Origin of the sequence: Acanthopleuribacter pedis (assembly GCF_017377855.1) — a bacterium.
Lineage (GTDB): Bacteria > Acidobacteriota > Holophagae > Acanthopleuribacterales > Acanthopleuribacteraceae > Acanthopleuribacter > Acanthopleuribacter pedis.
In genome coordinates this window covers 205,866-221,956 of sequence record NZ_JAFREP010000011.1, presented here as the reverse complement: position 1 = coordinate 221,956, position 16,091 = coordinate 205,866, and the positions used below count along the sequence as shown (strand labels likewise).

General features: G+C 62.4%; 5 protein-coding genes. 3 read left to right on the top strand and 2 right to left on the bottom strand.

Features of this window, described 5'->3' with window-relative positions:
- Positions 1-2: 2 nt before the first annotated feature.
- The gene (locus J3U88_RS13465; RefSeq protein WP_207859337.1) at positions 3-2,366 is read right to left on the bottom strand and encodes an ABC transporter permease; all 2,364 of its coding nucleotides are present in this window, start codon (positions 2,364-2,366) and stop codon (positions 3-5) included.
- 1 nt (position 2,367) lies between these two features.
- Positions 2,368-3,114, bottom strand: a complete 747-nt coding sequence (locus J3U88_RS13460; protein WP_207859336.1) for an ABC transporter ATP-binding protein — start codon at positions 3,112-3,114, stop codon at positions 2,368-2,370.
- Positions 3,115-3,376: 262 nt separating this feature from the next.
- On the opposite strand from J3U88_RS13460, the gene J3U88_RS13455 reads away from it, so the two are divergent.
- The 3 genes from J3U88_RS13455 to J3U88_RS13445 all read left to right on the top strand — a co-directional run bounded on the left by J3U88_RS13455 (position 3,377) and on the right by J3U88_RS13445 (position 16,043).
- Positions 3,377-4,462 (top strand): sensor histidine kinase, encoded by a 1,086-nt coding sequence (locus tag J3U88_RS13455; RefSeq protein ID WP_207859334.1) that lies wholly within the window; start codon positions 3,377-3,379, stop codon positions 4,460-4,462.
- Positions 4,443-5,174: a response regulator gene (locus J3U88_RS13450; RefSeq protein WP_207859333.1), complete on the top strand. Its 732-nt coding sequence runs from the start codon at positions 4,443-4,445 to the stop codon at positions 5,172-5,174. The genes J3U88_RS13455 and J3U88_RS13450 overlap by 20 nt, the downstream gene beginning before the upstream one ends.
- A gap of 675 nt (positions 5,175-5,849) precedes the next feature.
- On the top strand, positions 5,850-16,043 hold the full coding sequence (locus J3U88_RS13445; RefSeq protein ID WP_207859331.1) for a SpvB/TcaC N-terminal domain-containing protein: 10,194 nt from the start codon (positions 5,850-5,852) through the stop codon (positions 16,041-16,043).
- Positions 16,044-16,091: the final 48 nt, after the last annotated feature.

Below are 16,091 nucleotides of genomic sequence, written 5' to 3'. Positions count from 1 at the left end.
TTTTAATAGGCCAACATGTGGCGGGGATGCAGACGGGTCACGCCACGCGCGGGCCACCAGGCGGCGGCAAAGGCGAAGGCGAGCAGGCCCGGCACGATCAGGACGGTGCCCAGCGGATCAATGACCAGCGGGAAAGAAACCAGGCCGATCCCGGCGGCGATTTGGTTGAGCAGCAGCGGAAGCGCGACCAACACCATCGGCAGGAACAGCACCAGGCTGACCAGGGTGACGACTTGGGTACGCCACACCAAAACCAGGCGCAAGCGGCCCGGGGTCATGCCCGCCGCCTTGAGGATGCCCAGCGTTTGTTGTTGCTCACGCAAGCAGAGCAAGGTGTCGTTGTAAATCGAGATCAGGCAAATCGCCAGGAGCAACGCCGACAACAGCATCAAGGTGCCGCGAATGCCGGTAACCAGTCCCGCCAACTGCTCGGTTAAATCGGAGGCCAAGCCGACATCAACCGCTTCACCGTAGGTGCGAATGAGGTCGTCCTTGAATGCGGCCGGATCAACTCCGGCCGCGGTTTTAATTTCGAAGGTGCGCGCCTGCCACATCGGCAGCACCGCGTTCATCGTGGCCGCGTGCAACCGAAACCCAAGACCCAGGTTTTGGCCGGTTTGGTAAATCCCCACCAGTTTCGGTTTCAGGTGTTGGCCCTCAATGAACAGCGGGACGGGTTCCCCAAGGGCGTAACCCCCTTTCAGCGCACTGTTAATCGCCAGCGCGATTTCGCCGGCGCCCTCGGGATGGCGACCTTCCAACACGGTCAGGCCCACGGTTTCGGGGGCGCCGTCAAACACGCGACCACCGGTGCGGGCGCCGGCGATCCCTTTGACACCCTCGATTTCACCTTGCACGGTGCCACTGGTCACGAAGTCGGCAACCCGCGCGTCCTGGCGCAACCGCGCCGCAAAATGTTCGGACCGAACGCTAAAACGGGCGCCGCCGACGAACACGGTGAGATCACTTGCCGCCATGCCCCACATCGGGCGGTTCTCGCCAAGGCGCTCGAAGGTGGCGGTGAGATTGACGGCGCACACCAACACGGCCACGGCGACCCCCATGCCGATCACGGCGAAACCGGCGCGCACCGGGTTCAATGCCAAGCCGCGGGCGCCGAGAAACGCGGGCAAGGGCAAGCGGCCCAGGGGCACGGACCGGCGATGCGAACCGGCGCGCGGCGGCGGGGCACCAAACCGAATCGCGGGCATGGCCTCGACGCGGCCGGCCTTGCGGGCGCTCCACCAGGCGGCGGCAGCGACCGTGGTTAACACACCCGCGCCGGCGGCCAGGGCCGGGAGCAGCGGCGACCATTGCGGATCGGTTACACCTAAGCTACCCACCAGCAACGCCAAGAGTTGCGCGCTCACCAGCCAACCGAGCAGGAGCCCGAGCGGTACCGCGATCAGGGCCGGGATGGTGAAACGCAGCAAGTAGATGCGGTTGACCATCGCGGGCGTATAACCCATGGCTTTAAAGGTCCCGATCAGGCGGTAGTCGGCAAACACGGCGCTGCCGACCGCGCCCGCCACGATCAGAATGGAAACCAGCAGGGTCAACAACGCGGCCACGCCCAAGGCAACCGCCATGATGCGAAAAAACATGCCGTGCGCCATTTTGGCGATTTCGTGGGTCAGCGCGAAACCCGAGAGGCCGCCGCCAAAGGCCTGTTCCAGGTCGTCGCGCACCTGACCCGCGTCAGCGCGTTGGTGGAGCGAGACGCCGAGAAAAACCTCGTTCAAGTCGGCGAGGGGCAAGGCGTGGGCCAAGGCGCCGGGCGCGACCCAAGCCCGCGTCGGGGAAATGTTGTCGGTGCTGAAGTAGGGGTCAACCACCGTCGCCGAAACCCTCAAGGGCCAGGGACCGCCCTCGCGGGGAACCGTGATCGTGTCGCCCAATTGGATGCCGCGACTGGTGGCGAGTTGGTGGGAAATCCATACCTCATCCAGGCCCGGTGCCGCGGCTGTTGGGTCGCCGAGCCGGGTCACGATTTGCACCGCGTCCAAACCCTTGCGCGGCAGGTTTTCCGCCAGCATGAGGGCGCGGCTGAAGGCTTCTTCGTTGTGGACCAAGTCGCTTGACGTTTGGTAGATCGGAATCGGCGGTCCCACCGCGGCCACGGCCTCGTGTTGCTGTAGCCAAGCCTGCATCGCGGGGACGTCGTCGCTGTGGCCGTCGAGAAAGAGTTGCAGCGCGCTGGTGTTGAGCCGGTCACAGGCATCGTCGAGGGGCGCATCCAAACTCTGTAACAGCGCCGCCGCGGTGAACAGCGCCAGGGACGAAAGCAGCAGGGCGCAGGTCAGCGCCGCCGTTTGGCCGACGCGCCGGCGCAGGTCGCCAAGGGCTGTAAAAACAATCGCTTTCATGTTACCACCCCCGCTCGGACAACCAGTTGAGCAACAGGGCCTCGCGACCCTCGCTTGCGACATGGTCGGGGAAGGCGAATTCCTCAATGGAACCGTCGGCCATGTAGGCCACCCGTTGGGCGCGACAGGCCGCCGCCGGCTCGTGGGTCACCATCACCAGGGTTTGCCCGCGTCCGTGGATGGTGTCGAACAGATCAAGCATGGTGCGCGAGTTCGCACCGTTGAGGTTGCCGGTCGGTTCGTCGGCGAGCACGATGTCGGGGTCGTTAATCAGCGCCCGCGCCACCGCGCAACGCTGTTGTTCGCCGCCCGAGGTCTGTGCCGGCCGCCGGTCGGCCAGGTGTTCAATCCCCACCAACGCCATCAATTCGCGCGCCCGTTCACGCACCGCGCGGCGTGAGGTTGTGCCCAGGTAGCCGGCGACCAGGATGTTCTCCAACAGGCTCAGGTGGGGCACCAGGTTAAAGTCCTGAAACACGAATCCGATGCGCTCACGCCGCATCAGGGCGCGTTTGGTTTCGTCCATCGCTTCCAGCTTACCGCCGCCGATTTGAATCGAACCCGCGCAGGGCGTGTCCATGCCGCCGAGCAAATACAGCAACGACGACTTGCCCGAGCCGGAGCTGCCCATCACCACCACGTATTCACCGGGGTACAGATTGAAATCGAGCCCGCCGATGACCGGCACGCGCCGGGTTCCTTCCAAATAGGTTTTCTTCACATTCACCGCTGTTAACAAAGCTTCCATGGTTGCCCCCTGTGCGTGTCACGGCGAGTTCCGTTGCTCGCCCTTTAGCCAAACCTTACGCTGTCAGGAACTTAGAAGATGTCACCAATGGACCAACCACCCCAAAGACGCTCCCAACCGGCAAACCACCCCCGGTTCCGGTTCATCCCGTAAAAAACGGGTTTCGTCCAGCGCGGCGGCGGTTGATCCATCCCAACGGCGCTTTGCCGGCCGGGACGTTATACTGAAAGGCGTCCAGGACCACGCCGGCGCAAGGAAGCTTATGAGTCTGACCAACACCCCCCATTTCAAACGCCTCAAAATCGCGGCGATGTTCTCGGTGTCGCTGACCCTGGCCGCGATGGTCTATGGTTTTCAGGCGATCCGCCTCGACCCCATCCCCTACGGCAACGGCGCGATGGAGATCTTGATTGCCTGGGGTTACCTGGTCAACCTCCTGACCTTTTTGTATGGGTATGCGGTGTGGGTGCCGCGCTGGTTAGCACACCGATCCACGCCCCGATTTGTATGGGCCTTTCTCTGGCCCGGTCCCGCCGCGGTGCTCGTCAAATTGGCGATGGTCGCCATGGTCATTTACACCTACACCCTGGATATGAAGATGTTGGGACCGCTGCTGGGTGTTCTGCCACCGACCTACACCATCTTCGCCTGGGGCCTGGTCGCGCTCGGCGGCGGTGCCCGCTTCGCGGAGGCCTGGCTGGAGGAGCAACAGTTGCGCCGCGAACTGGAACACCAACGGACCAGCGCCGAATTGGCCCAGCTCAAACGCCAGGTGAACCCGCACTTTTTATTTAACACGCTGAACAATCTGTACGCGCTGGCCCTGCGCGAGGATGCCCCGCAAACCGCGGAGGCTGTGATGACGCTGAGCACCATGATGCGCACCATGGTCCACGAGGTCGACGATGAATGGGTCCCACTGGACCGCGAACTGAACTACCTGCGTGCCTACATCAAACTGGAACAACTGCGCCTGCCCAAGGACCGCGAGCACGACATCACCCTAACGGCGCCGGACGACCTGGCCGGAATCCGGGTGCCGCCGATGATGTTGATGACCCTGGTGGAAAACGCCTTCAAGCACGGGATCAGCTTCAAAGCGCCCTCGCCGATCCAGATCGCGTTGCGCATGGTGGCCGGGCGTGCGACCCTTCAGGTTCGCAACCGCATCCATCCCAACAAAACCCAGGTCGAGGAAGCAGGCGGCTTCGGGCTCAGCAACCTAGCCGAGCGCTTGGCCTGGTACGGCCCCGACGCGGGCAGCCTTACCACCACAACAAACGACGGCTGGTTCGAAGCCACGCTGGTCTGTCCCAAGGAGAAAACCGGTGAAATGCATCATCATTGACGACGAGCCGCCCGCGCTCGAACTGTTGCAAGCCTACTGCCGCAAGGCCCCGTTCCTCGAGGCGGTCGCGGCTTTTCACGACAGCCTCGACGCACTGGCCTGGCTACGTGACAACCCGGTCGACCTCATCTTCCTCGACATCAACATGCCCGACCTCAACGGCCTGCAGTTCGCCCGCGCCCTGCGCGACGCCCCGCCGATTGTGTTTACCACGGCCTACAGCGAACACGCCGTCAGCGGTTTCGAGCTGGACGCGGTCGACTACCTGCTCAAACCGATCCCCTTCGACCGCTTCCTGCAGGCGGCCGACAAAGCCCGGCGCCGCTTGGCCGCAACGGAACCGGTGGAGGCGGCGACCCCCGAGGCGGCGCCGCTTCAGCCGCCGCTGCAGCAGCGCGAGGGTTTCGTTTTCGTGAAAAGCGGTCACAGCCACGTGCGCCTGGAAATCGCCGCCTTGCGTTATTTGGAGAGCGAGCGCAACTACGTCACCTGGGTCACCAAGCGTCGCCGCATCATGGCGCTAATGAAGTTGGACGAGGCGCTCCAGATGCTGCCGGCGGGCGCCTTCGCGCGGGTGCACAAGTCGTACATCGTGTCGTTGGCCAAGGTCGACGAGGTGCGCCGCGGGGTGTGCCTGCTCGGCGAGGAGGAGATCCCCATCGGCGACGCCTACCGCAAAGACTTCCTCGCCGCCATTCAGCGCGGCGGGTGAGCGATAACACGCGCGAGGGCGGCCGGTGCTCTTTCAGAGCACATCGCGGAATCGGTCCGTAAACCCATGGTTGGTCGCCGGCTGCTGCGCGCCCGCGACCAACCATGGGCTGAAATCCGGCACGGCGTTGCCGTGCCACCGGTAGGCACGCCGGCGTCCCATCCGTGCCCGAGTGATTTTGGATGAAACAGGAACAGGTTGCCAAGAGCAGGGTAGCCAAATCCGATTCCTTTTGTCGTATGTCGCCGGCTTCCGTGGATCCAAGCTCGAAAACCAGGATCGCCGGCTCGCATTCCCCCTCAACCTTCCTTGGGACGCAGGCCCGTGAACCGGTGGCAAGGTGGAGCCTTGCCGGATTTCAGCCCATGGTTGGTTACCGGCGCGAAGCGACCGTTAACCAACCATGGGTCCGCGGAAATTTTGAAAATGTGCTCTGAAAGAGCACCGCAACCGCCGAATGTCTCACCGCCCAACGCCTCATGCACGAACACCAAACGGCGGATCCTCACACTCCCCGTTCCGCAAAAAACCAGACATGACATTTGTCACGACCGCCGATGACAACTTTCCGGCGGATCGCACGCGCTGTCACTCACACCGCTCATCCTCGCCCTGCCATCCTATGGCGACTCGATGGTGCCCCGTTGCACCGGTTTTATTTTTTGCGAGGTTCTCATGCGCTTTTTCGACGCCGCTCCCCGGTCACGCGGGCTCGCCCTGCTGACCGTCCTCCTGGTTTACAGCACCGGTTTCGCGCTCGGTCAAACCGAGGCCACCGTGATCGGTCGCGTCCTCAACTCAGACAACCAACCCCTTCCCAACACCCGTCTCCAAATCATCGAGAGCGACAGTGATCGCGTGCTCTACGTCGGTACCACCAACGCCGACGGCGAAATTCGCTACCAAGTGCGCGAACGCAGCCGCGTTCACCTGCGCTCCGAAATCCTCAGACATGATGCCTACAGCGACCCGGTCACCGTAACCGGCACCACCACCCTCACCCTGCAAACGGTCTCGGCCGGTGTTCGCCTCCGCAACGCCGACGGCAGCCCCTACCGCGGCGCTTACGTCAACGTGCGCAACGGTAACGACAACGCGGGCTACCGCACCCGCACCGACAGCGACGGCATCGCCCGCTTCGAGGTCTATCCCGGCACCACGGTTTTCTTTTACAACGACCGCGCGGGCAACCGCGGCACCACCCCGCTCACCAGAATCCCGGCCGACACCCTGGTCACCCTGCAAGCGGTACCCCTGATCGCCCGCGCTTTGGACGGCGACGGCAATCCCTTGAACAGCCAAACCGTTTTGTTCTACAGCGATACCAACCAGTACCTCGGCCAAAAACGCACCGACAACGCGGGCGAAGCCGTGCTCGACGTTTACCCCGGCTTTGGTTACACCGCCACCCTGCGCCGCTACGACGTCGACCTGCCCGCGGCCGAAACCGTAACTTCCGGCAGCGGCGCGGTACTGCGCCTCAACCTGACCGCGATCACCGGCGAACTCCTCGGCGCCGACGGCAGCCCGGTCCCCGGTCAATCACTCAAACTGTTCACCGAAAACAACGACGCCACCCTCGCCTCGGCCACGACCGACGCCCAAGGCCGCGTCCGCTTCCACGTGGCGCCCGGCCAATACTACGGGTTTCGCGTCCAACGCTTCCAACGCTGGGGCGAATCCAACCGCGTCCAAGCCGGCGACGGCACGCCGATGCGCGTGCAATTCGTCACCATCGAAACCGAATTCCTGCGCGCGGACGGCACGCCCCACCCCGCGGGCGTATCCGTCGCCCTCCACCCCGAATCCGGCAGTGGTTTTCTTGGCAGGACCGACACCGACGGCAACGGCGTAGCGGCCTTCGAGGTCCTGCCAGGCTTTGACTACACCAGCAGCATCAGCCATTTGCGCGCCACCGCGGTATCCACGCCGGTCACCGCCGGCAACGGCCAAAACATGCGCCTGCAAACCACCCGGCTCCTGGGCGAATACCTGCGTTCCGACGGCGCGCCCCACACGGAAAGCGCGGTGTTTGAACTCTGGACCAACGGCCCCGTCAACACCGGCGCCGCGGCAACCACCGACAGCTCGGGCCGCGTCGCTTTCGAGGTGTTCCCCGGCCACGGTTACCACGCCCGCCTCGACATCTTCAACCAAACCGTTTTGACCAATTCAGTTACGTCCGGCAACGGCAACCTGATGCGCTTGCAAACCCAGCGCGCCGAAGCCCGCTTCCTTCAATCGGACGGGACACCCCATGTCGGCCGGCCACTGATCCTCAAACGCGAGGGTTACACCGCTGTCATTGCCAATTTAACCACCGACGCAGAGGGTCACGCCGCGGCCGAGGTCCCGCCCAACCAACGCTACGTCGTCACCAGCCAACGTTATTTTCACAGTGCCACCTCCAACGCGGCCCTCGCCGGCTCCGGCGACACCCTGAACTTGCAAACGGTCGCCCTTTACGGCCGTATGCGGAACCCGGACGGCTCCGGCCTTGCCGGCCAACGCCTGATCCTGTACAGCTACAACCAAAACGCACCCGGCTGGGTCGTCACCAACGCGCAAGGTTTGGCCAAATGGGAAGTGTTCCCCGGCAAAAACTACTTCTTCCGCACCGACATTCAAGGTAGAACGCTGTCCTCCAACACGGTTGCATCCGGCAGCGGCGGGATCATGGAAATCACCACGGCCGCCCTGCGCGCCCGAGTTCTTAACGCGGACGGCAGCCCCTTTAGCAACGCCCGGCTCTACCTCGAACACAACGGCACGGTGACCGATTCGGCGACAACCAACAGCGAGGGATACGCGGATTTTGAAGGATCCCCCGGCGCGGATTACAACGTGCGCATGCAGTATTACGGCGCGATCGGACGCTCCAACACGGTCGCCGCCGGCGCGGGCGAACTCATGCAGATCCAGTTGCGGCGTTTTGAAGCCCGTGTCCTCGACGCCGACGGCAACCCGATGCCCGCCCAACACCTGCACCTCCTCGCCGACGGCGAACAAACCACGGCGCTTGAGACAACCAACAACAACGGGATTGCCGGCCTCGACCTGCTCCCCGGTGCAACCTACGGCTGGCGACACCGCATCAACGACAGTGAGAAAACCATCGTGGCGGGGTCCATCGACGAGCAGGTCCTGTTCCAGGTCGGCCGCATCATCGGCCGTCTGCGCACCAGCCAAAACCAACCGCACACCGGTCGCGCCATCACCCTGTACCGCGACAACACCACCCTGGGCCGAAGCAAAAGCGTGGACGGCAACGGCGAAGCCGCTTTCGACCTGTATCCCGGGTTCCCCTACCAAATCAGCACCAACATCAACGGAACCCGCGCCGTTTCCGAGCAGGCCGAATCAAGCAACGGCCTGATCCTCACCCTGCAAACCGTTTCTGTCGGCGCCCAGGTTTACGACCAGGACGGCAACCGCATTCAAGCCACGGTTTATTTGGGTCATGAAAACAGTGTGAACATCGAGGCCTCTGGCGTAACCGACAGCCAGGGCGTGGTCGACTTTGAAGTCTTCCCCGGCGACACCATGGTGTTGCGCTTGGCGGTCAACAACGCCACCATCGGCAGCGACACCCTTACCACCACCGACATCCAACCCCTTGCCCGCAAACGCGTTTTGCTGGTGCCCGGCCGAGTGCAGGACACTTGGCTGAACCTGACCCCGTTCCACCAAACTGTCGCCGCCGACGGCCGCCATACGGCGAGCTGGTTCTACGCCGGCACCGGTGGCGTGCAACAGTTCACCCTCCAGCGCGGCACAGACGACGTTTTTGCCCAGGTCCACCAGGAGGATGCCGACACCACGGCGCGCAACTACCGCTTCGAGGACCCCGATACCGGCAACGGCGCAAGCATCGCTTACAAAGTTCTACCTGTTTACGAGGCCGTGGTTCCCTGCGAACCGGCCACCAACCTGCGCACGGTCGCGGTCACAAGCACGACGGTCGACCTGGCCTGGGACGCGAGCAGCGACGCGGTGCGTTACCACGTTCGCTACCGCATCGGCGAGGACGGCTGGGTGCAAACCCCGTCTGTGACCGGCACCGGCTACCGGCTGGAAAACCTGACACCCGGGACCGATTACGAATGGATGCTGCGCACCGTCTGTTTGGGCAATTGGGTGTACACCCAAACCGCCGACTTTGCCACCCAAGCCGGCTGTAACCCACCCCCCATGGTCACCTTGGTTGATGCCACCGATACAACCTTGACGGTTGCCTGGCCCTCGGCCTCCAGTGCAACGGCCTACCGCGTGGAATACCAAATCGGCCAATTCGTCCTGTTCGACGAGGTCGCCGCGGCGGCGGGCACGTCCCAACAACACACCCTCGACCGCCTCAGCCGCGACACCACCTACACCATTCGCATTCGTTCGATCTGCGCGGGCGGCCAACAAAGTGACGCCACCAGCCTCCCCCTGCAAGCAACCACCGACGCGGAATCGCTTCTGGCCGGCTACACGCCCGACAGCTTCGCGGTCAGCCCCACCGGCCAAGCCAACTACAGCATCCCGCTGCGCGTGCCCCACGCCCTCGGCGGCATCACCCCCGGTCTCCAATTCACCTACAACTCAAGCGCGGGCAACGGCCCGATGGGGCTCGGCTGGACCCTCCAGGGTTTCTCCGGCATCACCCGCCAATCACCCAACCTCGACCGCGACGGCTTCACCGACCGCATTAACTACGACAACCGCGACTTTTTCGCCCTCGACGGCCAAACCTTGCTGCCAATCAACGACGGTGCCAACGGCGCCAACGGCACCGAGTACCGCACCGAACTGGCCTCCGACCTCAAAATCGTCAGCCATGGGAACAGCCGCAATGCGCCCACCCGCTTCGAGGTCACCGACGAAAACGGCGTGGTCCGCATCTACGGCCGCGACGCCGACGCGATCATCGAAACACCCGACCGTACCGCGGTGAGCATGTGGGTCCTCAAAGAGGTGCGCGACATCGTCGGCAACACCATGACCTACCACTACCGTGAAGAATACGGGCAAGCCCACGCGGAACGCATCGATTTCGCATCCAACAGCGCAACCGCGGCCACGGCACAAGCCCCGTTCAACGTCCAAATCCATTACGAAAATCGACCCGACACAACGTTCGCCTTTATCAAAGGCGAACCCGCCACGACGGAAGAGCGTATCCGCGCGGTTTCGGTTCATTACGGAAACGAGATGATTCGCCGTTACGACATCAACTATGCACCCATCACCAGTTCGACGCCCTCGCGGGTAGGCAGCATCGTCGAAAGCAACGCGGACGGCGCACGGATGCCAATCATTCATTTCGAATGGGACACCGACACCGGTTTCTTCCGTGAAGACGAAATCGATCAAGGCCAAGACCCAACGGAACTCAGCGACCACTGGGCCGGCATCTACCATCGTCAGGGTCGCATTCGGTTCGGTGATTTCAACGGCGACGGCCTGATCGACACCTACTTCATGCGGGGCTACGAGTTCAAAGAAAGCGCCAGTTGCGTCAGCGATGAGATCTACCTCGGCGACGGCCAAGGCGGCTATAGCGACATCATTCACGGCGTCGGCAGCCGCGTCTCCAACATCCCGGCCCATTACGATCCCATCGGCTTGGACCGGGACAGCATGCGCCGCAACTTCCTGCGCACCGGTGATTTCAACGGCGACGGCCTGACCGATCTGTTGTTGCTCAACGGCCACGAAGACCCGACCGGAATGGATGTGGGCGTCCATCTCTCCAACGGTGACGGCACCTACCGTCGCCGCCTCAACGAAGGGCCCGCCCTCCACAACACGGACGATTACCTCGCCCGCGCGGCACTTGACGGCACCCGCCTCGCCGATGTCAACGGCGACGGTCGCACGGACCTGATCTACCTGCGCACACCCGCCGCCGGCTCCATTTATTACGCCGATATCTATCTCGCCGACGCGGACGGCAACCTGCGCCGCGATTGGGCAAGGACCACCACCTTGGAGGCGCCGGGCAGTACCGGGGAAGCCAAATTGCGCGCGGTCCGACTCACCCACCTTGCCGATTTCGACGGCAACGGCTTGATCGACATCTTCCACGGCCAAGCCGCCATCCTCTACCTGCAAACCCGCGACGGTTGGCAGCCGGTCGACACCATGGCGCTCACCCTTTCCGGCGCCGACAGCGACGCCAAAATCCACTCAGCCTCCCGCTACAAAATCGGCGATTTCAACGGCGACGGCAAACACGACCTCTACCTCATCCGCGGTGATCGCAACGGCGGTGATCCCGATCATGACCTGGTGTTCCTGTCCCACGGCGACGGCACCTTCACGGAAATCGAGGGGCCGGAAACCCCCATCGATGGAGACACCGCGGACACGCTCGCCCGTGACCTGGCCCGCGTACGTTTCATTGATATGAACAGCGACGGCACCACCGATGTTTATTACGTGAACAACGGTAACGGCAACCAGGTCGACAGCATCTTCCTGTTCGACGCGCTCGGCGAACACAACCGCCGTCCCGGCTACGCCTCCAAGGTTCAAGCCGAGGACCCCATCCAAGCCATGGTTGAAATCAACGCCTTGCGCCTGGTGGATATCTCCGGTAACGCCTTCCCCGATATCGTTCAGTCCTACGGCCGTGACGGCGATACCCAGGTTCGGTTCAACCGCCACCGCACCCCGCTGCTAACCCGTATCGCCCATGAAAACGGGGCATCACGCACCATCGAATACAGTAACCTCAATGATCGCGACATCTACGACATCAGCCGTCCCCGCGAAACCGCCGCGGAACCACGGCGCATCTTCATCGACGGCACCCCCTTCGATTGGCGCAACTGCTGGCTTTATGACGGACAAGGTAACTTCGCCAACCAACGCGGCAGTTACACCGACGGCGGGGTTTCCACCAATCGCGTTTACTCGGTCGTCGACAACATGTGGCGCACCTTGGACTTAAGCGAAGGTAAGGACTGGGCCAACGCCCCCGTGGTCGGTCCCGCGTTTGACAACGGAACCACGGACATGAGGGTGCCCGCCTCAGGCTACCCCGCGACCTACTTCATCGGACCCATGACGGTGGTCGCGTCCACCACCGCGGACGACGGCGGCGATCACCGCAACACCCAAAGCTACGGCTACGAACAAGCACGGGCCCATCGCGCGGGTTACGGGTTCTTGGGTTTCAAACAGGTGACCATTCACGACGACGCACACAAAACCGTTGTGACCCATCAATACGGGCTGGCACCCAACGGCCGTTTCGGTGGCTTTTTGGTCAGCGGTACCACCAACGTCAACGGGTCACGCGCCCTGCATTTCACCAACCGTTACCAATGGCACCTCCGCGACGGGGTGAGTTACCTGGGCAACCTCACCTACAGCAAAAGAACGGAAATCGAGCCACGCGACGGTACGGTCCTCCGGGAAACCATCACGGACGCGGACTACAATGCGGTGGGTCATCCAGTCACCATCGTTCGAACGGTCCGCAATCCCGCGAAACCGGAACAAACCCTGACCTATCGCACGGAAAACCTGTGGCGGGAAAACGCCGTCTGGCCACGCGTCCAATTGCGCGAACGCCGTGAAACCATTGAAGAAACCACCGGTGCCACCACGCGCACGGAGCGCTGGACTTATGATGCCGACGGCTTACAAGAGACGCACACGGCGCTGGCCGGCACAGCGTACCAAGTCACCAAACACTTCGAATTCGATGCCTTCGGCAACCGAACCCACACCCGCGTTACGGCGACGGGAGAAACCCCAAGAACCACCTCCCAAACCTACGACAATCTCGGCCTGTACCTTGCCACCCGCACCAACAGCCTCGGCCATACCGTGCATACCGACTACGATCCACGTTGGGGCACCTTAACCGCCACCACCGACGTCAATGGAGAAACGACCCGCTACGAACACAACGGTTCCGGGGCGATCATCACCACCATCGATCCGCGCGGCAACCAAACGCGCGGCACCGCGGCAGTCGCGGGCCAAGGCCCCTACCCCGAAACGGCCCCCGCCTTGGGCCGCTACTACCTTCTGACCCAATACCCGGGTGGCGGCGAATCGCTGGAATGGTTCGACGCATTGGACCGACGAATTCGCGAGGCCAAACGCGGCTTTGACGGCCGCTGGATCTACCGCGACCAACGATTTAACGCCACCGGCCACATCGAAGCCGTATCGCGCGCCTACCATCCCGGTGAAACACCCGTTTGGGAGACCCGCGCCTACGACGATCACGGTCGTTTAGCCGCCGTGACCGCACCCGACGGGGTCGTCACCCAATACGAAACCCAGGGTTCAAACCACTGGGTCATCCGTAATGCGGGGCGAACCGACATCACCGAACAGCGCGAAACGGACCTTGCAGGTCGTACCATCGCCGTGACCAATCATGCCGGCGAAACCCTGCGCTTCCGCTACCAGCGCTTAAGTGATCGCATGATTCGCACCGCCGAGGATCCCGCCGGCAACCAAACCGTCACCGTCACCAACGTCCAGGGAAAAACGATTCGCTGGGAGGACCCCGCCATGGGTCTGCTGGAAATGACCTACAACGCCTTCGGCGAACGTGTGACCCGCCGTGACGCGCTCGGCCGTGAAACCCGTTACCACTACGACGGTCTCGGCCGCTTAACCGAGCAACACAACGGCGACGGCGTCACCACGCGAACCTATGACACCGCCGCCAACGGCATCGGCAGACTTGCACAGGTCACCGGTCCCGACGGCTACTTGGAGGAACGCGCCTACACGCCTTTTGGTGAATTGGCGCGCAAAACCGTGCGCCTCAACAGCCAAAGCTACACCGTTGAAAAAAGTTTCGACACGCTTGGCCGCCTTGAGCGCCTCGTCTATCCCAGTGGTTACACCCTTGCCTACGGCTTCAACAGCCATGGCTACCAAAACCGCATCTTCGAGCCGGACAACGAAAGTCGGCCCCTTTGGAACTTGACCGCCCTCAACGCGGCCGGCCAAACAACCGAAACGGTATTCGGCAACGGCGTCACCACCCGCATGGACTACCTCCCAAAAACTGGTTTGCTGAGCCGTATTGAGGCGGACCACAACGGCACCCAAATTCAGCACTTGGGCTACCGTTACAATGCACTGCGCCACCTCGACGAGCAGGAAAACCGCGTCGTGGGCGCCTACGAAGCCCTTGAGTACGATGAACTGCAGCGTTTGATCGGCGTAGAGAACGTTAACGAAGAAGATGAAATGGAGCTGTCGCTCGAATACGACAGCCTCGGGAACATCACCTACAAATCCGACGTCGGCGATTACCGCTACGAAGCGGGCGCCCCCCACGCGGTCACCGCCGCCGGCAACCATCGGTACCGTTACGATGCCATGGGTCGCATGGTCGAACGGCGCACCGGCGACGCGGTGGAAACCATTCGCTACAACGCCGCCGACATGCCGATTGAAATCCTCGCTGCTGATGGTTCCAAACGGCTCCAATTCACCTACGATCCCGACGGGATGCGCTACCGCCAACTGCGGACGGTGAACGGCATCACCACCGACATTCATTATGTGGACAACCTTTACGAGAACCGACGCGCGGCCGGCGGCAACGAACAGATTCACTACATCTTCGCCGGTTCACAACGGATCGCCGTCCATACCCAAACCGAAACCAACAGCCACACCCGTTACCTCCACGTGGATCGCCTCGGCAGCTTGGACGCCGTAACCGATGAAAACGGCGATGTGGTCGAACGCCACAGCTTCGACGCATTCGGACGCCGCCGCAAAGGCAACTGGGCACCGGCAACCGAAGACACGACACAACCACGGATCAATCGCGGGTACACCGGTCACGAAATGTTGGACGCCTTCGACCTGATCCACATGAACGGCCGCGTCTATGACCCTGTCATCGGTCGCTTCATGACCCCGGACCCGATCCGCCAATTCCCCTACCACCTGCAGGGTGTCAACCCCTACAGCTACATCCTCAACAATCCCTACAACGCAACCGATCCCAGCGGGCACTTCTTTGTCGGACTGGCCAAGTTCGCCCTCTGGTTGGGGAAAGCGACAACCACGACGGCACAGATCATCACCGCGGTGTCCGTGGGTGTGGTTGGCGCCGCCGCGGTGGCGATTTACACCCACCGTACGGGTGGTGAATGGGAGCAAGGCGCGATTAAAGGGTTCGCCTTGGGCGTCTCGCTCAGCGTGACATGGTTCAACCTGAAAGCGGCAAAAGCCGTGAAACGGGCGGCGAACGAACGCGCCCAAGAAACCATCCAAAACCTCAAAATGAGACGGCCGCCCCCCGGTACCGCGATGCCGATCCCAAGAAATCCAACCGAGCCGCCGAAGATGTCGGCGAACCTGGAATACATTGACCCCGCGACCAGAGCCAAAGACATCGATCTGGAGCTATGGCCGCCGGAGCCCCCGTACAGTTCGCTTACCTTCGACAGTTCAGCCAAAGCGTCGCTCATCGAGCCGGAACCTTGGGTCGCCGACACACCGGAAATCGCATATCACGAAAAAGCGGTCACCGCGGTTGAGGAAGTGAATGTAGACACCCTCGACGTGGAGCCCGAATTTCCGACACCCATAGCTTATAACCCCACCAACGGTGGCGGTCGCACGGCCGACAGTACCTACCATTCGCCGTTCAAACGACAAATGTCCCTACCCCGTTCCTCAACCGGTAAGTTCTCCGGCTGGGGGGGTTCCCAGAACATCCTAGCTTTCGATGAGTTGTGGAACTACAACAGCAGCATCAATCTGTGGGATTTTGATTCCATAAATGCCAATTTTCAAACCCAGGCAGGCAGGATTATCACGTGGTGGGAGGGCGTCCAAGAATGGTGGGGTGAGTTCCAACGCACCCACCCCATCAACGGTTACTAAACCCAACCCTTCCTAACAAATCCCAACAGGCGACGGCCGCTGCAACAG

Coding starts and splice junctions, on each gene's coding strand:
- J3U88_RS13445 (WP_207859331.1), top strand. CDS start 5,850: ATGCGCTTTTTCGACGCCGCTCCCCGGTCACGCGGGCTCGCCCTGCTG.
- J3U88_RS13460 (WP_207859336.1), bottom strand. CDS start 3,114: ATGGAAGCTTTGTTAACAGCGGTGAATGTGAAGAAAACCTATTTGGAA.
- J3U88_RS13465 (WP_207859337.1), bottom strand. CDS start 2,366: ATGAAAGCGATTGTTTTTACAGCCCTTGGCGACCTGCGCCGGCGCGTC.
- J3U88_RS13455 (WP_207859334.1), top strand. CDS start 3,377: ATGAGTCTGACCAACACCCCCCATTTCAAACGCCTCAAAATCGCGGCG.